Here is a 25471-nt window from a genome sequence, read left to right on the forward strand (position 1 = left end):
TTTAATAATTATTTCAATTAATTGTAAATAATTAAATTATTAATTAATGACTGACAAAATTTCCAATTATTTTTCACATTAATGCAATGGTTTGTTTTTTGAGTTAAACAATTGTATAAATTTTATAATTATGGCTTTAAAATATTCAATTCTCGATTTGGCAACTATTGTCAAAGGTGACGATATAAGTAAAACATTTCAGAAATCTGTAAAATCTGCTCAACACGCTGAGAAACTTGGTTTCACAAGATATTGGTTTTCCGAACATCACAATTTTCCAAACGTGGCGAGTGCAGCGACTTCTATTTTGATAGGTCACGTAGCTGGTCAAACAACCACTTTGCGTGTTGGCTCAGGAGGAATTATGCTACCAAATCATTCCACTTTGTCAGTAGCAGAGCAGTTTGGAACTTTGGACGGATTGTATCCAAGCAGAATAGATCTTGGCTTGGGAAGAGCGCCTGGAACTGATGGATTGACGGCTAGTGCTTTGCGTGGAAATAATTTCAATCCCAATTATAATTTTGAATTCCATATCAAAGAACTTCAAAAATATATGTCTAAGGAAAACTCAGAAGCCAAAGTAAGAGCGATTCCTGGCGAAGGTGCGGATGTTCCATTTTACATTTTGGGAAGTTCGACTGATTCTGCTTTTTTGGCGGCGAAACTTGGTTTGCCTTATGCGTTTGCAGCACATTTTGCGCCGTCGCAGTTGGAGGTTGCTTTGGAAATTTACAGAGAACATTTTCAGCCGTCTGAGTTTTTGGATGAGCCTTATGTGATGATTTGTATTAATATTATTGCGGGAGAGACTGTGGACGAAGCACATTATTTATCGACTTCGCATTTTCAGGTTTTTGTCAATATTTTGACGGATCAGAGACAACCGCTTTTACCACCGGACGAAACAGATCTTGCCAATATGGGTGATGATGTCGCATTACATCTCAACAGAATGGCCGCGAAAACTTTTGTTGGTGACAAAGCAACATTGAAAGAAAAATTATCGAAGTTTGTGAAAGATTACAAACCAAATGAAATTATTGTCTCCGGAAATATCTATGATTTCGATAAAAAGCAAAGATCTTACGAGATTGCATCTGAAGTCATCAAGTCATTATAATTAAAAAAGCACAAACCGAAGTTTGTGCTTTCTATTTTTTAGCCTTGTCAAGGTTCAAAACCTTGACAAGGCTTTTTTTTTTAACTTGATTTTTTATTTCAAAACATCAAATTCTATCGTACTTCCACTGGAAATTTTGATTTCAGCCTTTTGATAATCTTCTTTGGTAGCCAAACGCGGATTGGCCAAAAACTTTTGAGGATTAATCGCCATCAGCGGGAACCAAGTGCTCTGAATTTGAATCTGAATTTTGTGTCCTTTTTTAAACGTATGGAAAACGTCTTGTAATTTTACATTGACCGCTGTTTCCTTATTCGGTTCCAAAGCTTCCGGTTTTTCAAAACTATTGCGGAATCTCGCGGGCATTATTTCGCTTCTCACCATCTGATGGTAGTTGGCGAAGATGACGCCTGGTTTGTCTGGATTTGCTTTTTCGTCTGCGGGATAAACATCGATTAGCTTCACGATAAAATCAGCGTCTGTTGATGATGTGATCACTTTCAACTTTGTTAAAATTTCTCCAGCCAAAGTCAAATCCTTTTCCAGAATATCGGTGGTGAAAGTTACTACGTCCGGTCGGTAACTCGCAAAACGTTGATCTTCGCTCATATAATTTTTCGGCGTGAATCCATTCATATCTTTCAGATTATTACTGCTGAGAACTGGTTTGTTTGGGTCAGAAATGTAAATCGAATTTGTTTTCGGATTTTCTCCAGTTACAGAGAGATTTCCTGAACTATTTAAATGAAAACTTTGTTTGCTGGATTGCTTTGGTGGCCAATTTTCGAATTGTTTCCATTCTTTTTTTCCGGTGTCAAACATATAAGCTTCCGGAAGTTTTGCCGAAGTTTTAGAATTTTCTTTTAAATAATGATTAAAGAAAGGTTGCTCTATATTTTTCTGATAAAAAGTAGCAATGCTATCTCCAAAATAAATGTCATTATGAAAATGTTTTCCTGTGTCATAATTCCAACCGCCGTGGGAAAAAGGTCCCATCACGATTGTATTTTTTGCTTTTGGATTGTTCTTTTCTATGGTTTTATAAATATTCAACGGACCTGCTAAATCTTCCGAGTCAAGCCAACCGCCGACCGTCATTACGGCGTGATTGATATTTTTGAGATGAGGCAATAGATTTCGTTTTTTCCAATAGTCATCGTAGTTTGGATGCGCCATTACTTCCTGCATAAAGAAGTTGTCTTTGTAATATTTGTCCACGCCTTCTTTCAACGTTCCCATATTTTGGTAGAATAAATAACCATCTTCGGAAGTCGGTTTTATCATTTTGTCAGCGAACCAAGATTCGTTTTCAGCTTTGGTTTTCTGAACGCCGAAGACTGGAAAAGTTTTGAAATAACTCATCAAAAAAGCACCGTTGTGAAGAAAATCATCAAACCAAAAATCTGAAATTGGTGCTTGAGGAGAAGAGGCAACCAAAGCCGGATGATTTGCCAAAGTTCCAACTGCCGTGTAAAATCCAGGATATGAAGTTCCGTATTGACCTACTTTTCCGTTGTTATTTTGAACATTTTTCACCAACCAATCTACGGTGTCATAAGTGTCTGTACTTTCGTCCACATCTTTTTTGGTTTTGTGATCCACTTGTGGCGTCATATTCGTGAAAGTGCCTTCGCTCATATATCTTCCGCGAACGTCTTGGAAAACGAAGATGTATTTTTCATTTTCAATGAATTTGTTTGGACTGAGTTTCTTTCTGAAATTGGTTTCGCCGTAAGGTGCGATGCTGTAACAAGTTCTGTTCATAATGAACGGATATTTGTTGCTTTTCGAAATGTCTTTTGGCGTGTAGATGATGGTAAATAGTTTTGTGCCGTCACGCATCGGGATGTAAACTTCTTTTTTTGTAAAGTTTTCTTGGACAGAAGTTGCTTGCGAAAATCCTAATGCGGAAGTCAATACAACGAGCAGAAAAAATAATTTATTCATTGACATAAAAATTTGAATAAAGTTAGGTTTTTTGATGGAATGGAAAATGACAATTGTTGACAAATGTTTAATTTGAAAGACAAATGTTCAAATTTTGCGAAGCGCGCCCCGAGCTGAGTGGAGCTCTTTTTCTGTTGTTGCGATTGACAAAAAGTTCTATTAATAAACTAAAGTTCGAAAGCAACGACAGAAAAAAGCGGGAACGGAGCGCGGATATAGGCGCCATAATTTTTATTTTAGAGTGGGAGAGTTTGAGAGTTTGTTTGACTGAATAAAAAAAACCTGACTCTTTTAGAATCAAGTTTGTATTTTTTTAGTGAATTGATTTTATAATCCAAATATTCTTGCGAACAAATCTGGTACAATTCCCATCGAAACCAAAGCCAAAATAATGACTATAGAAACGATGTTGTAAGTGATGCTTGCTCTTTCTGACGTGTTGAAATTGTCTTCTTTGTAGAAGAACATTGCCATAATTAGTCTTAAATAATAAGCGATACTTAACGCTGATCCAAGAACTGCGATTAGAACCAAGAACTCGTAATGTCCGCCAATTGCTTGGTTGAAAATTCCTAATTTACCGATGAAACCAGCCGTCAAAGGAATCCCAGCCATAGATAACATTGAAACTGTGGAAACGACTGCCAAGATTGGTTCTCTTTTTCCCAATCCGTTGAAGGCTGTGAACGATGCTTCTTTTTTGATTTTCTCTACCCAAATCAAACTGATGAAAACACCAACGGTTGCCAATGAGTAAGCGAATAGATAGTAACCTAAAATGTACGTCGATAAGTTATTGATTCCGAAAAATATCAATGAAATGTATCCTGCGTGGGAAACGGAAGAGTAAGCGAGCATTCTTTTTGCGTTGGTTTGTACCAATCCCATTACGTTTGCCAAAAGCAAAGTCAAGATGATGAAAACGCCCAAAATATTAATCCAATCACCAGCAATTCCGCCGAATGCGATGGTCATTAATTTGAATAATGCGAAGAATCCGGAAATCTTTACAACCGAAGCCATAAAAGCGGTAATCAATGAAGGAGAACCTTGGTAAACATCGGGGCTCCACATGTGAAAAGGTGCCAATGAAACTTTGAATGCCAAGGCACAAAGCATCAAAATAGCTCCCATTATCAACATCAAATTCTTTGGATTGTTGTAAGCAAAATCGTGGATGGCGTAAAGGTCGAAACTTCCTGCGCTACCATAAACCAAAGCAACTCCGAACAACAAGAAACCTGTTGCGAAAGCTCCCATTAGGAAATATTTCATAGAAGCCTCTGTGGAACGAAGGTCGGTTTTATTAGCTCCTGCCATTACGTACAAAGGAATTGATAGAATCTCGATTCCTAAGAATAATGTAACCAAGTTTTGGAATCCGAACAATACAACGCCTCCACAAAGTGCAAACAACATCAATGCGTACAACTCTGACTGATGACTTCTGTGATTGCTGAATGCAAAGCCTCCTAAAAAGAACAAAAGCAATGTGACAACTACCGATATTTTGGTAAACAGCGCAGCGTTGTAGCTGTATTCATACATCGATTTGTACTGAGCGAAAAACTCGCATTCCGGAAGAAAACTCACATATAAACCAACGATCAATCCTGCGATCCCGATGTATCTTGCGTATTTTCCTTTCTCGAAAACACCCGAGAATAATACAAGAATTGCCGTAAGGAATAAAACTATTAAAACACTCATAATATAGATTTGAGATTGGAGATTTGAAATTTGATATTCTCAACTTTCATAGTCTCTTTCTAATTTTTAATTTTAAATTAATTGATCATTGATGAATAAATAAAACTCACCGAGCTTGTCACCATTTCTATAACCGGTTGAGGATAAACGCCCAAAACAATGACGAATACTGATAAACTTGCCAACACTGTGAATTCTACATTGCTTACATCTTTCGTAGTAGCCAAAACTGAATCATCACCTTTTCCGAACATTGCTTTTCCGTAGAATCTCAACATATATGCGGCGCAAAGAATGATTGTCAATCCTGCTAAAACAGCCATAATTAAGTTATAAGAATAGATAGATTTTAGCAAGATAAATTCTCCGATGAATCCGTTTGTCAATGGAACTCCGGTTGCACCTAATAAGATGATCATAAACAAAATGGCAAACTTAGGAGCGACTTTTGCCAAACCTCCCATTTTTCTGATGTCTCTTGTTTTGAATCTTTTGTAAAGAATATCTGCACAGTAGAAAAGTCCTACAACGTTGATTCCGTGAGCAAAACTCTGGATCATTGCGCCTTGTCCACCTTCGAAAGTCAATCCTGTTCTCATTGTCACGACTGCTGAGGCAAAAATACCTGCGACAATCAATCCAACGTGGGAAAGAGATGAGAAAGCAATCAATCGTTTGCTGTCTGTAGAAATCATTGCAATCAAAGCACCGTAAATAATTCCGATCACTGAAAGGATGATTACAATTTCTCCGGATATTCCGCCAATTGCTAATGGTGTGATTGGTAACAAATATCTTAATACGCCATAAACTGCCATCTTTAGCATAATTCCTGAAAGCAACATCGATCCTTGAGTAGGAGAGTAGGTGTACGTGTCAGGCTGCCAAGTGTGGAAAGGAAATACTGGTAGCTTCACTGCAAATGCAAAGAAGATGAACCAGAAAATAACCGTTTGTTCGTTGATATTAAGTGAAGCATTGTAAAGATCTGTCAAAGCGAAAGATGCTGCGTGGTTGTAAACGTAGATCAAACCAATCAACATAAACAAAGATCCTACGAATGTGTACACAAAAAATTTTGTTGTGAATTTGATTCTCTTGTCCTCTTGTCCCCAGATTCCAGCGATTAACCAGATTGGAATCAATGTTACTTCCCAGAAAATGTAGAAAAGTAATCCATCCAAAGAAGTGAAAACACCCAACAATCCGAATTGCATCAATAAAATCAATGCGTAGAAAGAATTTGGATAACCTTTCGCTTCGTTGTAAGAAGACAAAACAATTAGTGGAACCAAGATGTTCGTTAGTAGGACCATTAGCATACTCATTCCATCAATCCCAAAATTCAAACTACTTTTGATGTAGCTGGACCAAGGATAGGTGATTTCGTATTGCAATGGCGCATCAACAGTTGGATTGAAATCGAAACTTCCCAACATATAAAATGCTAAAAACATCTGTGCAAGGGCAAAAGCCAATGCGATATATTTACTGGAAGCATTTTTCCAGAAAAAGAGTAAACCCGAACCTACAAGAGGTAACAGTAATAATGTTAATAGTAAATAAGACATTATCTATTTATTTCAATAAAAAGTTAACAATTAATACGATACCTACAGCCAACGACATAATCAGCACATAGTTTTCTACATTTCCGTTCTGAAGACGTTTTGCCGCTCTCCCAGAATCTTGAGCTCCCAAACCAATGAAATTCACGATAGGATCCAAAACTGCTTTGTCAAACATCGCCGCTGCTTTACCAGCTTCCTCGAATGGTCTTACGATGCAGGCGTTGTAGATTTCATCAACGAATAATTTTCTCGCCGATAATTTTTCCCAACCTGTATATTGATCTTCTGGAAGTGCTCTCTTTTGTTTTTTCACATAAGTATTTTTAACAAAGAACCAAACTGTGAAGAACATTAATATCGTTGCTCCCAAAAGAATCATTTCTGTGTTGAATGGTACTCCTGAAAGCGTGTTTTCCATTTGTTTGAAACTTTCTTCCGTCAAAACAGGTTTTAGCCACTCCATTAATTTAGCATAATTTCCGTGACCAATGAAGTGAGGAAGATTTATAAAACCTCCAACCACAGAAAGAACAGCCAAAACGATTAATGGCAAAGTCATATTCAATGGACTCTCGTGCAAATGGTGTTTTTGATCTTCTGTACCTCTGAACTCGCCGTGGAAAGTCAAATAGTACAATCTGAACATATAAGTTGCAGTAATCGCCGCTAAGACAAATAACATCACCCAATAAATTGGATTTTTAGCGTAAGCTGCTACCAAAATTTCGTCTTTTGAAATCATCCCTGATAATAATGGGAATCCTGAGATTGCCAAAGTTCCAATCAAGAATGTAATGTGGGTAATTGGAATATATTTTTTCAGTCCGCCCATAAAACGCATATCCTGCTCGTTGCTCATTGCGTGGATTACAGAACCAGCTCCCAAGAACATCAAAGCTTTGAAGAAAGCGTGCGTCATAACGTGGAACATTGCTGTTGAATAAGCGCCCAATCCTAAAGCAATGAACATAAATCCAAGTTGAGAAACTGTAGAATATGCCAATACTTTTTTGATGTCGTTTTGACGAAGTGCGTAGAAACCTGCTAATGCTGCGGTTAAGAATCCAATTAATAAAATCCCATCCTGAACAGTTGGTGCTAAAGTGAATAAGAAGTTACTTCTTACGACTAAATAAATACCAGCTGTTACCATTGTTGCTGCGTGAATCAATGCAGAAACCGGCGTTGGTCCAGCCATCGCGTCTGGCAACCAAGTGTATAATGGAACCTGAGCAGATTTACCAGTTGCTCCAATGAATAAACTTGCGGTAATAAAGATAATTACTGTTCCGTCCAATTCAAAGCTTGAAGCGTTTTGAGCTACTGAAAGATAATCGATAGCGTTAACGTTTGCTGCAATGGCAAAGATTCCAATCAACAATCCAAGGTCACCAATACGGTTCATAATGAAAGCTTTTCTTGCTGCTTTTCCATATTCTTCGTTGGTGTACCAAAATCCAATCAATAGATAAGAACAAAGTCCAACACCTTCCCAGCCGATAAACAAGATCAGATAATTGCTTCCTAAAACCAAAAGCAACATCGAGAAAATGAAGAGATTAAGATAAGTAAAAAACTTATAGAAACCTTTGTCGTGGCTCATATAGCCAATAGAGTAGAGGTGAATCAATGATCCGATTCCAGTGATGATCATCACCATCATTAATGATAATTGATCGACTTGAAATCCGAAATTAACCTGAATCCCATTAATTGTGAACCATTCAAAAGCTTTAATAATTACAGGTGCGCTGTCATTCTTAAAACCTAAAAATATACTTACAGTGATAACAAACGAAGCGAAAACTACCAATGTTGCCAATCCTCCAACAAGCATCTTCGGAAGGTTTTTCCCGAAAAGTCCGTTGATAAGAAATCCAACTAAAGGTAAAAGTACGATCGCGTAAACTAAATTTTCCATTCCTTTTATTATCCTCTTAATTTATTAAAAATACTCACGTCCACAGATTTGGTATTTCTGTACATCATTGCAATGATTGCCAATCCTACAGCTACTTCTGCTGCGGCAACTACCATTATGAAGAACACCAAAAGCTGTCCGTTGCCATCGCCATTGTAAGCAGAAAATGCTGCCAATAAAAGATTCACGGAATTAAGCATCAATTCTACACATCCTAATATCACGATGGCATTTTTACGAAGCAAAACTCCCAAAACACCTAGGCAAAACATAATCGTACACAGAATAATAAAATATTCCAATGGTACTTGTTGTATAAATGTATTTACGTCTCCTCCCATAATCTTATAAATCTTTTTTACCAATCAAAACAGCACCTACGATTCCTGCTAAAATCAGAATCGAAGCCAGTTCGAATGGCAATACATATTCGTTAAACAATAATCTTCCCAGATTTTTAGTCAAACCAACCGAGTGGTCGATGTTGTCTGCAACTGTTGTGTTTCCGGAAAGTCCTTTGTAAGCACCCAACATTCCTACGAATAAAATGCAAACAGAAATAATTCCGATGAATTTTGGAAGGTTCGCTTTTCGGCTTTCGTCTTCTTTGTTAAGATTCAACATCATTAATATATAAAGGAACAAAACCATAATGGCACCTGTATAAACAATGATTTGAACTATACCTAAAAACTGGGCATTAAGAAGAATGTACATTCCCGCGATGGAGAACATTGTAACGATCAAAGAAAGAATCGCATACATCGGATTTTTTGCAAATACGAAATAAACAGCACTTGCAATGGCGATAGACGCTACGGTAAAAAATAAAATCTGATCCATTACTTTACTGCCTTTTTTTGTTTCTCAGATTGTCTTTCTGTGATGTCAATCTTTGCATTAATTTTCTCAACCAATTTATCTTTTCCGTAGATGAAAGAGTTTCTGTTGGTTTCTACATCTACCAATCTGTCTGTCAGATAGATAGCAGATTTTGGACAAGCTTCTTCACACATTCCGCAGAAGATGCATCTCAACATATTGATCTCGTAGATCTCAGCATATTTTTCTTCTCTGTAAAGATGTTTTTCTTCCTTGGTTCTTTCGCCAGCCGTCATTGTGATGGCTTCTGCAGGACAAGCCACGGCACAAAGTCCGCAAGCTGTACATCTTTCTCTGCCTTCCTCGTCACGTTTCAAAACGTGCTGACCTCTCCAGATGTCTGCTCTAGGTTTCTGAACCTCTGGGTACGAATATACTGCAGGAGCACCTTTCAACACGGTTCTTACGGCGTGCTTGAAAGTGATTCCCATACCTTTGAAAATCGCAGGTAAGTAGATCTTTTCGCCCAAGGTCATTTCTTTATTCGAAACAACTTTTGATCTGTTAGTAAGTTTCATTCTATAATTTGAAATTTGAAGTTTGAGATTTGAAATTCCATCCTAAATTTGAGATTTGAAATTTATTCCCAATCTTTTAATTATTATCTTTTAAATTTATTTCCGTTATGTTCGGTACTTTTCAAATAATTTATAAATCCCGAAAGTTTCTTAGACAAAGATATTGTTTGCTCTTTTAAAAAACTAAAATTCTCTTCCTCTAAATAATTTCTGTCAAAAGCTCTGATCAACTGTGAGCGTACTTCACCCGCCGAACCTTTCGCCATTGTAAGAAAATTTATAAATTCTTTATTTCCTTCTCTCTCAAAACCTTCAGCAATATTGTCCATCACAGACGCAGAAGATCTATCTATTTGATTTTTATCGTGATTTAGAAATTTTGGATTCAACAAACATTCTTTTTGAATCAATTTGCAAAGATTTCTTGAGCTCTGCCATATTTCTAAATCTTCAAAATTGTTTATCGTAGCCATTTTTTATTATTTGAAATTTGAATTTTGAGATTTGAAATTATTATCATTTTAAGATTAAACAATTAAGTTTTTATTACACGTACACAATTTCAAATTTCAAACCTCAAATCTCAAATTTACTGGAATGCTAAAATCACAGCACCTGTTATGATAAGATTTACCAATGCCAATGGAATCAAAGTTTTCCATCCAAGGTGCATCAATTGATCGTATCTGAATCTCGGAAGTGTCCATCTGATCCACATAAAGATCAAAATTCCGACGATTGTTTTTGTTAAGAATGCGACGATGCTTAAGATTCCCGCTGCATTTTCTCCCCAATTTTGAGTTACCCAATCAATTCCAGGATAATTGTAACCTCCGAAGAATAGAACTACGATGAATGCATTAGAAATAAACATATTCACGTATTCCCCAAACATATACAATCCTAATTTCATTGATGAATACTCTGTTGAATAACCAGTTACCAATTCAGATTCACATTCAGGTAAATCGAATGGGTGACGGTTGGTTTCTGCCATTGCCGCAATGAAAAATATTAGGAAGGCTAATGGTTGATAAAGAATATTCCAGTTAATTCCGGAAATTGCAGGAATGAATCCCCAGATTTTCCCGGCAGACTGTGCTTCTGTAATCAATTTTAAATCAAGACTTCCAGACATCATAATGATTGACAATAAAGACAATCCCATTGCCAATTCGTAAGAAATCATTTGAGAAGAAGCTCTGATGGCACCTAACAAAGAATATTTGTTATTTGAAGCCCAACCTCCGATCATAATTCCGTAAACACCGATGGAAGCCATTCCGATGATGAAAAGTACACCAACATCAATATTAGCAACCTGAAGATCAAAAGATGTTCCGCCAATGTTCAATGTTTTACCCCAAGGAATTACTGCGCCAGTAATCAATGAAATAAACATCACCAAAGAAGGTCCTAGTACAAAAAGGAATTTCTCGGCGTTCTGCGGTGTAAAATCTTCTTTAAAGAAAAATTTACCTCCATCTGCCAACGGTTGCAACAATCCGAAAGGTCCCGATCTGTTTGGTCCAATCCTGTCCTGCATAATAGCGGCTACTTTTCGCTCTGCCCAAGTAGAGTAGGCAGCAATAGTAAGCGCCAAAAGGAAAAGAGCAAGTACTAATATGATTTTAAAAGTCAGTAATTCCATATCAATTTATTTGAGATTTGAAGTTTGAGATTTGAAGTTCTCAAAATCAAATGGTCTCATTATCTAATTTTTCAATTTCTTTTTCGTCTGCTACACCAATTTCCTTGGCTTCAGCATTTTCTAAAACATTATAGCTATCTGTTTTTTTCTCATAATGATTAAGAGAAATCACAGAATGTCTGTCGATATGTCTTGGTCCTTCGATGTTCCAAAGTGCAGTATCTTTTTTATGGAAACGACACTCGTCACAGATCCATTCTTCAACTTCTCCGTATTGGTCTTTTCGAGCTGTTACTCTTACAACTTCATCACCTTTCATCCAAACGACTGCTTTTCCGCTACATTTTGTACAAGAACAAGTCGCGTTGTAAGGTTTTGTGAACCAAACTCTGCTGGTGAATCTCGCCGTTCTATCCGTTAAAGCTCCAACTGGACAAACATCGATCACGTTTCCGATGAAATCGTTGTCCAAAGCTTTGTTCAACATTGTAGAGATCTCTGCGTGGTCACCTCTGTAAAGGATTCCGTGCTCTCTTTTCTCCGTCAATTGATTTGCTGCCAAAACGCATCTTGCGCAAAGGATGCAACGGTTCATATTCAGTTTGATGTTTGGACCAATGTCGTCTGCATCATAAGTATTTCTTTCAAATTCAGTTCTGGTTTCAAGATTACCATGCTCGTAACCAAGATCCTGAAGATGACATTCTCCCGCCTGATCACAAACTGGGCAATCCAAAGGGTGATTGACCAAAAGAAATTCGGTCACCGCTTTTCTACCTTCCTGTGCTTTTTCGGAACTAAGGTTTTTCACTTCCATTCCGTCCATCACGCCAGTTCTACAACTTGCGACTAACTTCGGCATTGGTCTCGGGTCTGCTTCGGAACCTTTGGAAACTTCTACCAAACACGTTCTGCATCTTCCTCCGCTGGTTTCCAGTTTGCTATAATAACACATAGCTGGCGGAACAGATTTCCCACCGATTTGTCTTGCAGCTTCCAAAATAGAAGTACCAGGCAAAACTTCAGTAGTCTGTCCGTCTATGGTAACTTTAAATTTTTTGACTTCTTCGCTCATATTTCAAGGTTTTAGATTTTCGGATTTTAGATTAAATCTTTGTCCTCAATCTTTTGTCAATTCTATTTATATTTAAAATATAACTTAATGTATATTTTAGTTTTTTAATTTTCTATTAAAAACGTATCCGATTCCAAAATTAACTTGGTAGAATACGAAGTCCTGACTTGCTTTATCAGGTTTATTGTTCAACATAGTTTTGATATCAGGCATATTGATGTAACCAAATTTCCCTTCTACTCTTGCCATCCAATGATTCCAGAAAACAAGATTGATGTTGGCTCTTGCGTCCAATCCAAATCCTGCTACGTGAAATCTGTCACTTCTTTCATTTCCAAAAAGTTTCACATTACTTTTCGGAAAAAGAACACCTGCGCCGGCTCCATAAGCCCAAAAGATATCAAAATTCTTTTTACTTAATAGATTTTTGTATTTCTCTACACCTGCATTCACATAATTCAATCCATCTGTATGTTCAAAGGTTAAAAACTGTTCGTCTGATAAATTGACTTGCCCGTTCTGAACCATCGCTGCATAAGTCGGGTCAGAAATATGACCATTAAACTTTGCAGTTTGATTTTGATCCATCACGTATTTCATGTGATCCGTTCCAACCACCAAAGCCAGATTATCTTTCAAAAAATAAGCATATCTGAAATTAAATTGTGGAATAGATACTTTTCCAGGATTAATATAATCCAAACTCAACGGCGATGGTCTGTCTTGAGCGGTTACATTTTGCAACGTAAAATCATAACCATTTCCTTTGAATCTAATATCAGAATCACTGAATCCAGCTCTGTTCCAACCCCAGAAAACGAACATTGTTCCTTTTTTTAAAGTGGATTTTTTACTAGTTCGTTCAAAACATTTTGTAGAATAAACTTCTTCTATATCTCTAACAATACTATCTTTTTGCCCGAAAACAAAATTCAATCCAACAAAAAACACAAAAATCAATTCAAAGAACTTCTTCTTCGTTGTAAAATTTATCATCTTCTAAAATCCTCCTTCTTATTTTGCAACTGCTGGGATTGGGTCTGCATAATTTGCCAATCCATAATTTTGAGTTTGGCTCAACTCAGGGTTGTTCACGTGCCATTCAAACTCATCTCTGAAGTGTCTGATAGCAGCAGCAACCGGCCAAGCAGCAGCATCTCCCAAAGGACAAATGGTATTACCTTCGATTTTTCTCTGGATGTCCCAAAGCAAATCGATGTCTGCCATTTTACCTTCTCCTTTTTCTATTTTTTTCAAGATTTTGTACATCCAGCCAGTCCCTTCACGGCAAGGTGTACATTGTCCGCAACTCTCGTGGTTGTAGAATCTTGCTAAAGTCATTGTATGATTTACCACACACTGGTCTTCGTCCAAAACAATGAATCCACCTGAACCCATCATTGTTCCGGTTGCGAAACCACCATCAGCAAGGGATTCATAATTCATATATCTTGGTTCACCGTTGATTGTTTTCAATAATAAGTTTGCTGGAACAATTGGAACAGAGCTTCCTCCTGGGATACAAGCTTTCAATTTTTTACCATTCGGGATTCCACCACAATATTCATCAGAATAAATGAATTCTTCAACCGTAATGGTCATATCAATTTCGTAAACGCCTGGTTTGTTGATATTTCCACAAGCTGAAATCAATTTGGTTCCTGTTGACCTTCCAACGCCAATTTTAGCATATTCAGCACCTGAAATTTCGATGATTGGAACAACAGCAGCAATTGTTTCAACATTGTTTACCACCGTTGGTCTTTCCCAAAGTCCTTTGATAGCGGGGAAAGGTGGTTTCAATCTTGGATTTCCTCTTTTACCTTCAAGAGATTCAAGCAACGCTGTTTCTTCACCACAAATGTAAGCTCCAGCACCTCTCTGAACATAGATCTCACAATCGAAACCAGTTCCTAAGATATTTTTTCCAAGAAATCCAGCAGCCTTCGCTTCCTCAATCGCTTCTTCCAAAATATCCGGAATCCAAGAATATTCTCCTCTGATGTAGATGTACGAAACATTGGAACCTAAAGTGTAAGACGAAATCAACATTCCTTCAATCAAAAGATGAGGAAGAAACTCCATCAAATATCTATCTTTAAAAGTTCCTGGCTCAGATTCATCGGCATTTACGACCAAGTGTCTTGGAACACCTTCCGGTTTTGCAAGGAAACTCCACTTCATTCCAGTAGGGAAACCAGCACCACCACGACCACGGAGTCCAGAAGTTTTCACTTCTTCAAGAACTTCATCGGTAGTCATTTTCAGGGCTTTCTCTGCTGCTTCGTAACCACCATTTTTACGGTAAGTTTCGAAGTAACGGATTCCCTCAATATGTGCGTTTTTAAGTAAAAGTTTTTTACTCATTATATTTATAAGCTTATAGCAATTGGCTTTTGGCTTTTTGCTTAATTATTTATCTAAATTAATTCTTAACCTAAATCGATGGCGCCTTGTCTGCAAAGGTCAATGATTTCGTCAACTTTTTCGATGGTCAAATGTTCGTGGTAAAATTTACCCAATTGCATCATCGGTGCATAGCCGCAAGCGCCGAGACATTCTCCAGGTTTCAAAGTGAAAAGTCCGTCCGCTGTGGTTTCGCCGTCTTTAATATTCAATTTTGTTCTGATGTGGTCGAGGATATTATCACTCCCGTTTAGCATACAAGGTCCGGTTCTACAAACTTCCAAAACATATTTTCCAACCGGCTTCATATTGAACATTGTATAGAAAGTCGCAACTTCATATACTTCGATTGGTGTGATGCTCAATAATTCTGCAACATAATCCATCACTGGAACAGCCAGCCAACCATCAAATTCTTTCTGTGCAATGTGCAAGACAGGAATCAACGCAGATTTTTGTCTGCCTTCCGGATATCTCGCCATAATTTTATGAACCTGCGCTAAGCTTTCAGGTTTAAAAGCAATTGTTTCGCTCATCTTATTTTGTTGTAAAATGTACATTGTACAAAGTACAAAGTATTTATTTAACTATTATTTCAAAGTACATTGTACATACTACAATGATACTTTTGACAACTCTATGCGTCTAATTCTCCCGCAATGATATTCATACTACACATCGTCACGATTGCATCAGATATTACGGCGCCGGTAATCATTTCCGGATATGCTTGGTAATAAATGAAACAAGGTCTTCTGAAGTGCAATCTGTAAGGCGTTCTTCCGCCGTCGCTCACAAGATAGAATCCTAATTCTCCATTTCCACCTTCTACAGCGTGGTAAACTTCGCCTTTAGGAACATCTGTTTCTCCCATTACGATTTTGAAATGGTAAATCAAAGCTTCCATTTTGTTGTAAACATCTGCCTTTTCAGGAAGATAGAAATCTGGAACATCCGCGTGGAATGGTCCTTCTGGAAGATTGTCGTAAGCTTGGTTGATGATTTTTAATGATTCCCAAATCTCCTGCTGACGAACCATAAAACGATCGTAAGTATCGCCCGCAGTTCCGACCGGAATGATGAAATCGAAATCTTCATAAGAAGAATAAGGCTGTGCAACTCTCACGTCATAATCAACGCCAGTTGCACGCAAATTAGGACCAGTAAAACCGTAGCTCAAAGCTCTTTCTGCTGAGATTGCGCCTGCGCCAATGGTTCTGTCCATAAAGATTCGGTTTCTTTCTAACAATTGACCGAATTCTGCAAATCTTGCCGGGAAAGTTTTCAGGAAGTCTTTCAACAACTCGTGGAACTTTGGTGTGAAATCTCTTTCGAAACCTCCGATTCTTCCCATATTGGTTGTCATCCTCGCACCGCAAATCTGCTCGTACATATCATAGATACGCTCTCTTTCGATGAACATATAAGTCAGTCCTGTAATTGCTCCGGCGTCCATTCCTGTTACACCGTTGCAAATCAAGTGGTCACCAATTCTTGCCAATTCCATCAAAATCACACGCATATAATCGACACGTTTTGGAACTTTGATGCCTAGCAATTTTTCAACTGTCATATGCCAACCCAAATTGTTGATGGGGGCAGAACAGTAGTTCATTCTATCGGTAAGCGTCGTGATTTGTGCAAAGTTTCTTCTCTCAGAGATTTTTTCAAATGCTCTGTGAATATAACCTACAGTTTGCTCAGCGTGAAGAATCCTTTCTCCGTCCATCGTAAGAACGTTCTGGAAAATCCCGTGAGTTGCAGGGTGCGTAGGTCCAAGATTTAGGGTATATAATTGCCCGTCGATTTGTTCCTTGCTGTCGTATTGGTTAAGTATATTAGATAATGATTTATCTTTCATATTCTTTTATAATTGATAATTGATAGGTGATAATCGATAATCATTTATCTATCATCATTTATCATTTATATTAATTTTATCTTCCGAACATACTATCGTTCTTGTCTGTTCTGGTTCCATCTTCCAGGCGATATTCCTTCAACATTGGATGGTAGCCCAGGTCTTCCATATTAAGGATTGGTCTCAAGTCTGGGTGGCCTTTGAATTTGATTCCATAGAAATCAAAAGTTTCTCTTTCCATCCAGTTTGCACCGGCATATAATTCCGTCAAAGAATCAACTTCAACATTTTCTCTCGTCATAAAAACCTTGAGACGGATTCTGAAATTGGTCATCATATTATGCAAATGATAAATAACGCCGATTTCCTTCTCAGGTGTTTCAGGATAATGAATCCCGCAAACATCCGTCAAAAAATTAATTTCTAAACTTGAATCTTTCAAATAATGAATCACCTTCTTAATGTCGTCCTTTTTAATTTCAACCGTCAGCATTCCGTAAGGTTCTGAACTTGAAATCACAGACTCAGGAAATTCTCTTGTGATGGCTTCTAATACAAATTCGTTCGTCATTATTCCTTAATTGTCGATGTTGTATGAGTCTAACAAATGCTGATATTCTGGCATATCTCTTCTTCTAATGCTTTCGCTTTCTGCCAAAGCCTGCACCTGCATTACACCTTCGATGATTTGTTCTGGTCTTGGCGGACACCCTGGAACGTAAACGTCAACAGGAATAATTTTATCAATTCCCTGAAGAACTGAATAAGTATCAAAAATACCACCGCTGGAAGCACAAGCTCCAACAGCAACTACCCATTTTGGCTCAGCCATTTGGGTGTAAACTTCTTTCAAAACTGGTCCTAATTTCTTAGAAATAGTTCCGCAAACCATCAACATATCTGCTTGTCTTGGAGAGAAAGAGTTTCTTTCCATTCCAAATCTTGAAGCATCATAAGTTGGATTCAATGTCGCCATAAATTCGATTCCACAACAAGAAGTTGCAAATGGTAAAGGCCAAAGTGAAAACTTTCTTGCCATCCCAATCACACTGCTCAATTGCGTTGCGAAAAATCCTTCTCCTTCAAATCCTGGAGGAGCAGGCGCATCTGTTTTTATTACTGGTTTATTATCTGACATTTTTTTTCTTTTTTGTTAAAGTGTTAAATCGTTAATTTGTCAAAATGATGAACAATTTTACGATTCTGCGATTTCGCAGTTATACTTCATTCAGTTATTTATCCCAATCCAATGCGCCACGTTTCCATACATAGAAAAACGCTACAAAGAAAATAGCCACGAATGTAAGAACTGCTAAAAAGCCTTCCATTCCAAATTCTCTGAAGTTAACAGCATAAGGATAAAAAAATACGATTTCTATATCGAATAGAACAAACAATACAGCAGTTAAGAAATACTTGATAGAAAAAGGTGTTCTAGCATTTCCTTCTACAGGGATTCCGCATTCCCAACTTGAGTTTTTTACAGAATTTCCTTTCTTCTGTTGTGGTCCCAAAAAATGAGCACCTAACAGTGAAACGATAACAAAGCCAAGTCCAACTCCTGCTTGAATCAGTATTGGGATATAATTTTCAGGTAAATTCATAAAGTCTAAATTTAACTATGCAAAAGTACTAAATAAAGATTTAATATATTAAATTATCGGCCTTACGAAGAGCAGACAAAAGTCTGTTTTCGTAAATTTAGAATTGTTATAAATAAGAATTATTTGTCCTTTTTACCGATTCTTTTGAGAACAAGATAAGCAATATATGCGATGTAAAGAAACAATACACTGGCAAACAAGATATTGATAATTGCGTCCAATCTCTCGTCTTTCACAGGTTTGTAAAAGTTGTAAGCGACAAACAGAATTATCAGACCTGCGTAAAAGTAGAGTTGCTTTTTCAATGTTTTTGAATTTTTTATATAAATTTAAAGCTTGAAATATAATTTAGTTAAACAATTGTTTAACTAAATTATTCATTGATATTCAGAGAATAAGTTCTTCTGCTTTTGTGATGCACAGGGTGATACTCTTGCCAAAGCACTTGAACATTCTTATTTTCCTCCAATTCCGGATTCGTTTCCAAGTATTTGATTCCTTTATTTTTAAGGTTCATTTGGATAGATTTGAAGATAATAGATGTTACGCCACGTCTTTGATATTCCGGATGAATTCCTATCAAGTAAAAATTGGCTCTGTCGTTCTTCTTTCCAGCCTGTAAAAAATGCCACCAGCCAAATGGAAAAAGTTTTCCGTTCGCTTTCTGTAATGCTTTTGAATAAGAAGGCATTGTGATAGCGAAAGCAACAAGATGGTCATTCTCGTCCGCTACGCAAGTGATGTAATCTTTGTCTATAAAACTGAAATATTTTTCTTTGTAAGTCTGGATTTGCTCGTCGGAAATAGGTGTGTAGGTGGAAAGCGATTTGTAAGTTTCGTCCAACAATTTGAACATCGGTTCCACGTAAGGCAAGATTTCTTTTTTATTCTTAAATTTTAAAGTTCTTAATTTATATTTCTGAGCAATCAAAGAACTAAATTTCTCCACTTTTTCCGGCAATATTTCTGGAAATTGCAACTCAAATTCTACCCATTCTTTTTCTTTGGTCAAGCCAAGATTTTCAAGATGCTTTGGATAATAATCAGCGTTATAAAGTCCAATCATTGTGGCTAATTTGTCAAATCCGAAAGTTAACATTCCAGCTTTGTCCAAGTTCGTAAATCCCATTGGGCCTTCGATTTTTTCGATGTTGTTTTCCTTTGCGAAATTAATAGCAGTATCAATCAAAGTTTTAGAAACTTCGGCGTCATCAATAAAATCCAGCCAGCCAAATCTCACTTTTTTGATTCCTAATTCCTGAGCTTCCTTATTATTAATCATCACAGCAATTCTGCCGACGATTTTGTCATTTTTATAAGCTAAAAACTGTTTGGCGACAGAGTATTTTAATGCTGGATTTTCATTAGCATTCCAGATGTTTTTTTCTTCATTAATGAGAGAAGGAACGTAGTTTGGGTTGTCTTTATAAAGATTCATTGGGAATTTAATAAAATCCATCAAATCTTTTTCCGTAACAACTTGTTTTATATTGATATTTCCCATATTCTTGTTTTATAGATAAGACAAAGATAGTTTTTAAGGCAAAAAAAGCAAATCTTTGGCATCATTTTTACATCAAAAGATGTAATTTATTCAATTTAAAATTAATATATTTTCAAATAAAATGACAGGTTATTATTTAATTATTGGGATTTCTATGTTAATCAGCTGGATTGTCTCTGCCAGACTGAAATCCAAGTTCGAACATTATTCCAAAGTGCATCTCAGAAATGGACTTTCGGGAAAAGAAATCGCCGAAAAAATGTTGAGAGATAACGGGATTACAGATGTTCAGGTTGTTTCTGTTCCGGGACAACTGACAGATCATTATAATCCGGAAAATAAAACGGTCAATTTGTCAGAAGCTGTTTATATGCAAAGAAATGCGGCAGCCGCAGCGGTTGCAGCACACGAATGTGGACACGCAGTTCAACACGCAGTTGGCTATTCTATGTTGCAATTGAGATCCAAAATGGTTCCTATCGTTAATATCAGTTCCAATCTTCTTCAATTTGTTTTGATGGGCGGAATCGTGATAATGGCGATGAGCGGAAGTAAGATTGTTTTGGCAATTGGCGTTGTGCTTTTTGCGATTACGACTTTATTTGCTTTCATCACATTGCCAGTAGAGTATGATGCTAGCAATCGTGCTTTGAAGTGGTTGGAAACAACCGGGACAGTTTCTCGCGAAGAGTATGCGGGCGCAGAAGATTCTCTTAAATGGGCGGCTAGAACTTATGTTGTCGCTGCATTAGGATCATTAGCACAATTGATGTATTTCGCATCAATGTTGATGGGAAGGAGAGATTAATAAATTATATAAAATTAAACTCTAAAAGCATCTCGGATAATTCTTCTGAGATGCTTTCTTTTTTTATCAATTTACACGTGTTGTATAATTAAAACAAAACACGTATTTTTGTTAAAATGAAAAGAAATGAATACCAAACTGACATTGACAATCGAGAAAGAAGTCATAGAAATTGCTAAAGAATATGCCAAAGAAAAAGGACAAAGTCTTTCTGAAATGGTGGAGAATTACTTCAAATTTGTGACCGTAAATCGGAAAAAAATGAAAGAAAAACAACTGTCTCCAAAGGTTAGAAAGCTGAGAGGAATTATCAAAACAGATGATAACTTTGACTATAAACAAATTTTAACCGAAGAACTTTCAAAAAAATATGGTGTATAAACTTTTTGTAGATTCTGATGTTGTTATTGACTTTTTTACCGACCGAGAGCCTCACGCAAATCCCGCCAGCGAACTTTTTGAACTCAGCGAACAAGGAAGTGTGACTCTCTATATTTCTGCGTTGAGCATCAATAATATTTACTATATCGTAAGAAAATTTTTAGGACACAAGAAAACACTGGAAATTGTTGAAGCCTTGGTAGAAATGACCGAAGTTATTGGAATTACCAAAGTGGAAATATTGCAAGCTTTGAAGAATGATTTCTCGGATTATGAAGATTCTGTTCAATATTCATCTGCGTTGACAATCGCAGGTTTGGATGCGATTATTACACGGAATATTAAGGATTATCGAAATTCTTCCATTGCTGTAATGACACCTTTGAATTTTATGAAAATGAAGGAGAAAAACGAAGGTTAAATACGATAAAGCTACTTATTTAAATAAAATCAAACTCCAAAAGCATCTCGGACAAATCGTCTGAGATGCTTTCTTTTTTAGAAGTCTTGATGTTTGCTTTGATGATGCAGATTTCCTGCGCATCGAAGTCCAGGATTTTTGCATCATATTTATTAAGCAAAGTGAAAATCTGGTTTTGCTGCGAGAATTTGAATTTCAATTCGACTTGGGATTCCAATTCTTTGGTGATGATTTTGGCTTGTTCCAAGGTGTATTTCGCCGATTCTTTGTAAGCTTTTACCAATCCACCAACGCCTAATTTTGTTCCACCATAATATCTTATCACAACTACAAGAATGTTTGTTATTTGATGTGCTAAAAGCTGATTATAAATCGGTAAACCAGCACTTCCGGATGGTTCTCCATCGTCATTCGCGCGATAATTTTCTCCATTGATTCCTAAACGATAAGCGTAACAATGATGCGTTGCTTTTGGATGGATGGATTTTAAATGGTTTAAAGAATCCTTTACATCAGACTCAGAATTGACGGGAAAAGCAAAGCCTATAAACTTGCTTCCTTTCTCCTTCATCAGAATGTCTTCAATCGGTTTTTCTATGGTTTGGAATTCAAACATTCGTCAAAAATAGAAAAATTCTCAGAAGAAATTTCAAATTGATAATATTCAATTAATGAAGAAAAAATTGAGAATAACTTAGGGTTTATTAATGTTATGAAGCAATTATCTAATCGTTAATCATAATTTCTTAAAGAAATCTTAAAAAAATAAAATTTGGTGAATTAATTTTTGTGTAATTTTGCATTTCAAATTTTTTAACATCAATGCCTAATACAGTAATCATTGGCTCCGGAAGTTACATCCCGGAAAACGTAATAGAAGGTTCTCATTTCAAGGACTCCATTTTCTATGATGATAATAATCAATTGATTGAGAAACCAACTGAAGAAATCATCGAGAAATTTGTGGATATTACAGAAATCAAAAGAAGGCGGTATTTGAATCCTGAAGACTTCAATTCGGATCTTGGTCACAGAGCTTCTTTGGAGGCGATTGCCGATGCTGGTATTGATAAAGAAGAGATTGATTACATCATCTACGCTACCAATTTTGGCGAAGTGGATACAGATGGTGTTCCGAATTTTATGCCATCACTTTCAGCAAAATTGAATGGGAAATTAGGCATTAAAAGAAGAGATTGTGTCAATTATGATATGATTTTCGGATGTCCGGGTTGGGTAGAAGGGTTGATTCTTGCAGATACATTGATAAAAGCCGGAAAAGCAAAAACGGTTTTGGTAGTTGGTGGAGAAACGCTGAGCAGAGTGACGGATGCTTTTGACAGAAACAAAATGATTTTTGCTGATGGCGCTGGAGCAGTTGTGGTACGAGCTACAGACGATACGACTGTAGGTGTTATTGCAGATAAAACACTTTGTGATAATGGCGAGGAAATCTGTTTTCTAGAGAATGCACCTTCGCTAAATCTCGAAGCGGATCAAAGCAAATTGTACATCCGAATGAGAGGTCGTAAAATCTACGAATATGCCTTGAAGAATGTGCCAGATGCGATAAAAGCAACTATTGAAAAAGCAAATCTTGATATCTCTGACATCAGTAAAATATTGATTCATCAAGCCAATGCAAAGATGGATTACGCGATGATTGGCAGACTTTTCAAACTTTACGGCCAAAAAGAATACGACCACGCAATTTCCCCGATGACAATTCAGGAATTAGGAAATTCTTCGGTTGCAACGGTTCCGACTTTGTTTGATTTGATTAAAAAAGGAAAATTGGAAGGTCAGCAATTTACGCCTGGTTCTCACATTATTTTCACTTCCGTAGGTGCGGGGATGAACATCAACTGTGTGGTTTATAAGTTTCCGGAAGGTAAAATTTAAGTTACATTAAAGTAAAATTCAATTTTAAACGTTTATACTTACAAAAGGAATGATTTTTTATTCCTTTTGTTTTTTTTTAATATCAGTATGCAAAAGAATATTTTATTTCTTCTAGGTGTTTTTTTAGTTTTGGAAACCTATGTTTATCAGGCTTTTAAAACGGTTTATTCAAGTCAAAATGCCAAGTTAATCTATTGGATTCCAACGATTTTGATTTATGCTTTTCTGATTTATTCCGTTATCACTTTCGATAGAGCTTCTCATAAATATTTGAACTTTCAAATCGTTTTTTCGGTTATCTTGATTTTTGTTTTGCCGAAAATTTTAGTCGCCGTTTTTCTACTAATTGAAGATTTGATAAGATTTGTGAATTTCGGTTACAATTATGTGGCGACAGAAAATCACAATTATCCATCCAGAAGGAAGTTTATCAGCTTGGTTGGTCTTGGCTCAGGCGCAATTGTTGCGGGAATGGTTTTGGACGGAATTATCTTCGGAAAATACCGCCACAAAGCGAGAATTGTAAGACTTAAACTAAAAAATCTGCCAGCAAGTTTTAAAGGTTATAAAATTGTTCAGATTTCTGATGTTCACAGCGGAAGTTTCCAAAATCCAAATAAGTTGCAACACGCAATTGATTTGATTAATGAACAAAAGCCTGATTTGGTTTTGTTTACGGGCGATATGGTAAATAATTATGCTGATGAATTCGTACCTTTCATCGACTTGTTTTCCCAAATTAAAGCAAACGATGGGAAATTTGCAGTTCTCGGAAATCACGATTATGGCGAATATGGCGCCTGGAAAAACATTGACGACAGGAAAAATAATATTCCAAAACTCATCGAGAACCAAAGAAAAGCCGGTTTCGAAATGCTGAGAAATGAACACAAGATTATCGAAAGAAATGGCGAAAAATTGTACATTCTGGGTGTAGAAAACTGGGGGATTCCGCCGTTTCCACAGTTTGGAGATTTGGATAAAGCTACACGCGATGTTCCTGCAGAAGCCTGTAAAATCCTGATGTCTCACGACCCATCACACTTTGATGCCATCGTCAAAAATCATCCAAAAGATGTGCAACTTACGCTTTCTGGACATACGCACGGGATGCAATTCGGAATCGACTTGAAGAACTTCAAATGGTCACCTGTGAAGTATAAATATCCAAAATGGGCAGATCTCTATCAAAGCGGTGACAAATATCTCTATGTCAATCGTGGTTTCGGGGTGATTGGCTATCCAGGTAGAGTAGGCGTTTTGCCAGAGATTACAGTTTTTGAGTTGGGGTAAAATAAAATAAATATAAATGAAAAACCAATAGTTTGCACTATTGGTTTTTTTGTTGTTAAAATAGGGTTTTTTAGTGGTTTTTAAAACAAATAATCTTTCATTCTCGAAACCGCAATTTCTTGTTCATCTATGAACTGAAACAACTCTTCCAATCTGTCCTCAAAACGTCTTCCGAGATTCATCTTTTTATAAAAAGGCAAATCAAATGGCAAATTTTCTTTGTCATAAATCTGCCAAGCGTTGGCGTAAATCATCACGTATTCTTCCCGTTTCAAACTTTCCAAAAGCATATTCTCATAATACTTCATCGGCGTCATTTGAAGCACGTAATCGTTGAACGGAAGTTGGGAGTAAGGCGACTGACTTTCGGGTACGATTGTCAACTCGTTTTCCGTATAGATTTCTGTCTTTTCAGTCAGTTTTCGCCATAGAAAATTGATGGTCGATTCTTCGATATTTGAGACATAAATGAAGTCCAAATTCTTGATTTCAGAGTAGGGGAGACGATGCGATTTTTGTCTCAATCCTCTGATTGGTTTTTCTAAAAATTCTTCAAGATTTTGCTTTGTTTTTGCAATCGTTTCCAAGTCAGAATTGACGTTGTAAAGTGCAATTTCGTGACCAGAAAGTGAGATGGTTTTTAGCAATTTTTGTACGCGGTTTGCAATGGAAACTTCCACGAAGAACGTTGCCAAAAATCCGTGCATTTCCAACAAGAGCAAAATGATTTTAGTGTTTTTCTCGATAGATAATATCAATTCATCATCAGAATTTTTATTCTTAATTTTAGAATTATTTTCTGGAATCGATATGTTAAATGTTAATAAAATCACTTAAAGTAGAATTTAGATTTTTATTTTAAATATTTAAAAATCAGATGTTAAAATTTATTT

The 25471-nt window shown here is 36.6% G+C and carries 27 protein-coding genes; 6 read left to right on the plus strand and 21 right to left on the minus strand.

Going from position 1 to position 25471, the window contains the following annotated elements:
- The first annotated feature begins 130 nt into the window (after nt 1–130).
- Nucleotides 131–1123: an LLM class flavin-dependent oxidoreductase gene (locus tag B0I22_RS01760; protein ID WP_133942895.1), complete on the plus strand. Its 993-nt coding sequence runs from the start codon at nt 131–133 to the stop codon at nt 1121–1123.
- Between the two features lie 93 nt (nt 1124–1216).
- Here B0I22_RS01760 and B0I22_RS01765 read toward each other — a convergent pair whose 3' ends face one another.
- From B0I22_RS01765 to B0I22_RS01855, 19 genes are all read right to left on the minus strand, one after another.
- Nucleotides 1217–3070: a CocE/NonD family hydrolase gene (locus B0I22_RS01765; protein ID WP_133942896.1), complete on the minus strand. Its 1854-nt coding sequence runs from the start codon at nt 3068–3070 to the stop codon at nt 1217–1219.
- A gap of 327 nt (nt 3071–3397) precedes the next feature.
- Nucleotides 3398–4780, minus strand: a complete 1383-nt coding sequence (locus tag B0I22_RS01770) for an NADH-quinone oxidoreductase subunit N (protein ID WP_133942897.1) — start codon at nt 4778–4780, stop codon at nt 3398–3400.
- A 77-nt stretch (nt 4781–4857) separates the two neighbouring features.
- Entirely contained in the window at nt 4858–6351 is a 1494-nt protein-coding gene (locus B0I22_RS01775; protein WP_133942898.1) for a complex I subunit 4 family protein, read from the minus strand.
- A gap of 7 nt (nt 6352–6358) precedes the next feature.
- Nucleotides 6359–8272 carry an NADH-quinone oxidoreductase subunit L gene (nuoL, locus tag B0I22_RS01780; protein WP_133942899.1) on the minus strand — a complete coding sequence of 638 codons (1914 nt, stop codon included), beginning with the start codon at nt 8270–8272 and terminating at the stop codon, nt 6359–6361.
- 8 nt (nt 8273–8280) lie between these two features.
- A complete protein-coding gene (nuoK, locus tag B0I22_RS01785) occupies nt 8281–8613 on the minus strand; it encodes an NADH-quinone oxidoreductase subunit NuoK (protein WP_133942900.1) in 333 nt (110 codons plus the stop codon).
- 4 nt (nt 8614–8617) lie between these two features.
- Nucleotides 8618–9115 carry an NADH-quinone oxidoreductase subunit J family protein gene (locus tag B0I22_RS01790; protein WP_133942901.1) on the minus strand — a complete coding sequence of 166 codons (498 nt, stop codon included), beginning with the start codon at nt 9113–9115 and terminating at the stop codon, nt 8618–8620.
- Nucleotides 9115–9672, minus strand: coding sequence for a NuoI/complex I 23 kDa subunit family protein (locus B0I22_RS01795; protein ID WP_133942902.1), 558 nt, complete (start codon nt 9670–9672; stop codon nt 9115–9117). The genes B0I22_RS01790 and B0I22_RS01795 overlap by 1 nt, the downstream gene beginning before the upstream one ends.
- Before the next feature lie 83 nt (nt 9673–9755).
- Nucleotides 9756–10145 carry a four helix bundle protein gene (locus tag B0I22_RS01800; RefSeq protein WP_133942903.1) on the minus strand — a complete coding sequence of 130 codons (390 nt, stop codon included), beginning with the start codon at nt 10143–10145 and terminating at the stop codon, nt 9756–9758.
- Between the two features lie 116 nt (nt 10146–10261).
- On the minus strand, nt 10262–11323 hold the full coding sequence (gene nuoH, locus B0I22_RS01805) for an NADH-quinone oxidoreductase subunit NuoH (protein ID WP_133942904.1): 1062 nt from the start codon (nt 11321–11323) through the stop codon (nt 10262–10264).
- Between the two features lie 46 nt (nt 11324–11369).
- Entirely contained in the window at nt 11370–12398 is a 1029-nt protein-coding gene (locus tag B0I22_RS01810) for a 2Fe-2S iron-sulfur cluster-binding protein (protein ID WP_133942905.1), read from the minus strand.
- A 96-nt stretch (nt 12399–12494) separates the two neighbouring features.
- A complete protein-coding gene (locus B0I22_RS01815; protein WP_133942906.1) occupies nt 12495–13394 on the minus strand; it encodes a hypothetical protein in 900 nt (299 codons plus the stop codon).
- Between the two features lie 18 nt (nt 13395–13412).
- Nucleotides 13413–14765 carry an NADH-quinone oxidoreductase subunit NuoF gene (nuoF, locus tag B0I22_RS01820; protein WP_133942907.1) on the minus strand — a complete coding sequence of 451 codons (1353 nt, stop codon included), beginning with the start codon at nt 14763–14765 and terminating at the stop codon, nt 13413–13415.
- Between the two features lie 65 nt (nt 14766–14830).
- Nucleotides 14831–15340: an NADH-quinone oxidoreductase subunit NuoE family protein gene (locus tag B0I22_RS01825; RefSeq protein ID WP_034975451.1), complete on the minus strand. Its 510-nt coding sequence runs from the start codon at nt 15338–15340 to the stop codon at nt 14831–14833.
- 101 nt (nt 15341–15441) lie between these two features.
- Entirely contained in the window at nt 15442–16665 is a 1224-nt protein-coding gene (locus B0I22_RS01830; protein ID WP_133942908.1) for an NADH-quinone oxidoreductase subunit D, read from the minus strand.
- Nucleotides 16666–16741: 76 nt separating this feature from the next.
- On the minus strand, nt 16742–17236 hold the full coding sequence (locus B0I22_RS01835) for an NADH-quinone oxidoreductase subunit C (RefSeq protein WP_074233217.1): 495 nt from the start codon (nt 17234–17236) through the stop codon (nt 16742–16744).
- A 6-nt stretch (nt 17237–17242) separates the two neighbouring features.
- Nucleotides 17243–17803, minus strand: a complete 561-nt coding sequence (locus B0I22_RS01840) for an NADH-quinone oxidoreductase subunit B (protein ID WP_063969022.1) — start codon at nt 17801–17803, stop codon at nt 17243–17245.
- A gap of 94 nt (nt 17804–17897) precedes the next feature.
- Nucleotides 17898–18269 (minus strand): NADH-quinone oxidoreductase subunit A, encoded by a 372-nt coding sequence (locus B0I22_RS01845; RefSeq protein ID WP_133942909.1) that lies wholly within the window; start codon nt 18267–18269, stop codon nt 17898–17900.
- 119 nt (nt 18270–18388) lie between these two features.
- The gene (locus B0I22_RS01850; protein WP_133942910.1) at nt 18389–18574 is read right to left on the minus strand and encodes a hypothetical protein; all 186 of its coding nucleotides are present in this window, start codon (nt 18572–18574) and stop codon (nt 18389–18391) included.
- A gap of 68 nt (nt 18575–18642) precedes the next feature.
- Nucleotides 18643–19773, minus strand: coding sequence for a GNAT family N-acetyltransferase (locus B0I22_RS01855; protein ID WP_133942911.1), 1131 nt, complete (start codon nt 19771–19773; stop codon nt 18643–18645).
- A 121-nt stretch (nt 19774–19894) separates the two neighbouring features.
- On the opposite strand from B0I22_RS01855, the gene B0I22_RS01860 reads away from it, so the two are divergent.
- From B0I22_RS01860 to B0I22_RS01870, 3 genes are all read left to right on the plus strand, one after another.
- Nucleotides 19895–20581, plus strand: coding sequence for a zinc metallopeptidase (locus tag B0I22_RS01860; protein WP_133942912.1), 687 nt, complete (start codon nt 19895–19897; stop codon nt 20579–20581).
- Nucleotides 20582–20707: 126 nt separating this feature from the next.
- The gene (locus tag B0I22_RS01865) at nt 20708–20962 is read left to right on the plus strand and encodes a DUF6364 family protein (RefSeq protein WP_133942913.1); all 255 of its coding nucleotides are present in this window, start codon (nt 20708–20710) and stop codon (nt 20960–20962) included.
- The gene (locus tag B0I22_RS01870) at nt 20952–21383 is read left to right on the plus strand and encodes a type II toxin-antitoxin system VapC family toxin (protein WP_133942914.1); all 432 of its coding nucleotides are present in this window, start codon (nt 20952–20954) and stop codon (nt 21381–21383) included. The genes B0I22_RS01865 and B0I22_RS01870 overlap by 11 nt, the downstream gene beginning before the upstream one ends.
- A gap of 19 nt (nt 21384–21402) precedes the next feature.
- On the opposite strand, the gene B0I22_RS01875 is transcribed toward B0I22_RS01870, so the two are convergent.
- Nucleotides 21403–21999, minus strand: coding sequence for an IMPACT family protein (locus B0I22_RS01875; RefSeq protein ID WP_133942915.1), 597 nt, complete (start codon nt 21997–21999; stop codon nt 21403–21405).
- Nucleotides 22000–22205: 206 nt separating this feature from the next.
- On the opposite strand from B0I22_RS01875, the gene B0I22_RS01880 reads away from it, so the two are divergent.
- Together B0I22_RS01880 and B0I22_RS01885 are read left to right on the plus strand one after the other, a co-directional pair.
- On the plus strand, nt 22206–23285 hold the full coding sequence (locus tag B0I22_RS01880) for a 3-oxoacyl-ACP synthase III family protein (RefSeq protein WP_133942916.1): 1080 nt from the start codon (nt 22206–22208) through the stop codon (nt 23283–23285).
- Between the two features lie 87 nt (nt 23286–23372).
- Nucleotides 23373–24578, plus strand: coding sequence for a metallophosphoesterase (locus B0I22_RS01885; protein WP_133942917.1), 1206 nt, complete (start codon nt 23373–23375; stop codon nt 24576–24578).
- A gap of 80 nt (nt 24579–24658) precedes the next feature.
- On the opposite strand, the gene B0I22_RS01890 is transcribed toward B0I22_RS01885, so the two are convergent.
- On the minus strand, nt 24659–25411 hold the full coding sequence (locus B0I22_RS01890) for a polysaccharide deacetylase family protein (protein WP_133942918.1): 753 nt from the start codon (nt 25409–25411) through the stop codon (nt 24659–24661).
- Between the last annotated feature and the right edge of the window lie 60 nt (nt 25412–25471).

The organism is Epilithonimonas xixisoli, assembly GCF_004365655.1.
GTDB classification, from domain to species: Bacteria; Bacteroidota; Bacteroidia; order Flavobacteriales; family Weeksellaceae; genus Epilithonimonas; species Epilithonimonas xixisoli.

What these genes read in the sequence shown, in the direction of transcription:
- B0I22_RS01760 (WP_133942895.1), top strand. Translation starts at nt 131, where the DNA reads ATGGCTTTAAAATATTCAATTCTCGATTTGGCAACTATTGTCAAAGGT.
- B0I22_RS01765 (WP_133942896.1), bottom strand. Translation starts at nt 3,070, where the DNA reads ATGAATAAATTATTTTTTCTGCTCGTTGTATTGACTTCCGCATTAGGA.
- B0I22_RS01770 (WP_133942897.1), bottom strand. Translation starts at nt 4,780, where the DNA reads ATGAGTGTTTTAATAGTTTTATTCCTTACGGCAATTCTTGTATTATTC.
- B0I22_RS01775 (WP_133942898.1), bottom strand. Translation starts at nt 6,351, where the DNA reads ATGTCTTATTTACTATTAACATTATTACTGTTACCTCTTGTAGGTTCG.
- nuoL (WP_133942899.1), bottom strand. Translation starts at nt 8,272, where the DNA reads ATGGAAAATTTAGTTTACGCGATCGTACTTTTACCTTTAGTTGGATTT.
- nuoK (WP_133942900.1), bottom strand. Translation starts at nt 8,613, where the DNA reads ATGGGAGGAGACGTAAATACATTTATACAACAAGTACCATTGGAATAT.
- B0I22_RS01790 (WP_133942901.1), bottom strand. Translation starts at nt 9,115, where the DNA reads ATGGATCAGATTTTATTTTTTACCGTAGCGTCTATCGCCATTGCAAGT.
- B0I22_RS01795 (WP_133942902.1), bottom strand. Translation starts at nt 9,672, where the DNA reads ATGAAACTTACTAACAGATCAAAAGTTGTTTCGAATAAAGAAATGACC.
- B0I22_RS01800 (WP_133942903.1), bottom strand. Translation starts at nt 10,145, where the DNA reads ATGGCTACGATAAACAATTTTGAAGATTTAGAAATATGGCAGAGCTCA.
- nuoH (WP_133942904.1), bottom strand. Translation starts at nt 11,323, where the DNA reads ATGGAATTACTGACTTTTAAAATCATATTAGTACTTGCTCTTTTCCTT.
- B0I22_RS01810 (WP_133942905.1), bottom strand. Translation starts at nt 12,398, where the DNA reads ATGAGCGAAGAAGTCAAAAAATTTAAAGTTACCATAGACGGACAGACT.
- B0I22_RS01815 (WP_133942906.1), bottom strand. Translation starts at nt 13,394, where the DNA reads ATGATAAATTTTACAACGAAGAAGAAGTTCTTTGAATTGATTTTTGTG.
- nuoF (WP_133942907.1), bottom strand. Translation starts at nt 14,765, where the DNA reads ATGAGTAAAAAACTTTTACTTAAAAACGCACATATTGAGGGAATCCGT.
- B0I22_RS01825 (WP_034975451.1), bottom strand. Translation starts at nt 15,340, where the DNA reads ATGAGCGAAACAATTGCTTTTAAACCTGAAAGCTTAGCGCAGGTTCAT.
- B0I22_RS01830 (WP_133942908.1), bottom strand. Translation starts at nt 16,665, where the DNA reads ATGAAAGATAAATCATTATCTAATATACTTAACCAATACGACAGCAAG.
- B0I22_RS01835 (WP_074233217.1), bottom strand. Translation starts at nt 17,236, where the DNA reads ATGACGAACGAATTTGTATTAGAAGCCATCACAAGAGAATTTCCTGAG.
- B0I22_RS01840 (WP_063969022.1), bottom strand. Translation starts at nt 17,803, where the DNA reads ATGTCAGATAATAAACCAGTAATAAAAACAGATGCGCCTGCTCCTCCA.
- B0I22_RS01845 (WP_133942909.1), bottom strand. Translation starts at nt 18,269, where the DNA reads ATGAATTTACCTGAAAATTATATCCCAATACTGATTCAAGCAGGAGTT.
- B0I22_RS01855 (WP_133942911.1), bottom strand. Translation starts at nt 19,773, where the DNA reads ATGGGAAATATCAATATAAAACAAGTTGTTACGGAAAAAGATTTGATG.
- B0I22_RS01860 (WP_133942912.1), top strand. Translation starts at nt 19,895, where the DNA reads ATGACAGGTTATTATTTAATTATTGGGATTTCTATGTTAATCAGCTGG.
- B0I22_RS01865 (WP_133942913.1), top strand. Translation starts at nt 20,708, where the DNA reads ATGAATACCAAACTGACATTGACAATCGAGAAAGAAGTCATAGAAATT.
- B0I22_RS01870 (WP_133942914.1), top strand. Translation starts at nt 20,952, where the DNA reads ATGGTGTATAAACTTTTTGTAGATTCTGATGTTGTTATTGACTTTTTT.
- B0I22_RS01875 (WP_133942915.1), bottom strand. Translation starts at nt 21,999, where the DNA reads ATGTTTGAATTCCAAACCATAGAAAAACCGATTGAAGACATTCTGATG.
- B0I22_RS01880 (WP_133942916.1), top strand. Translation starts at nt 22,206, where the DNA reads ATGCCTAATACAGTAATCATTGGCTCCGGAAGTTACATCCCGGAAAAC.
- B0I22_RS01885 (WP_133942917.1), top strand. Translation starts at nt 23,373, where the DNA reads ATGCAAAAGAATATTTTATTTCTTCTAGGTGTTTTTTTAGTTTTGGAA.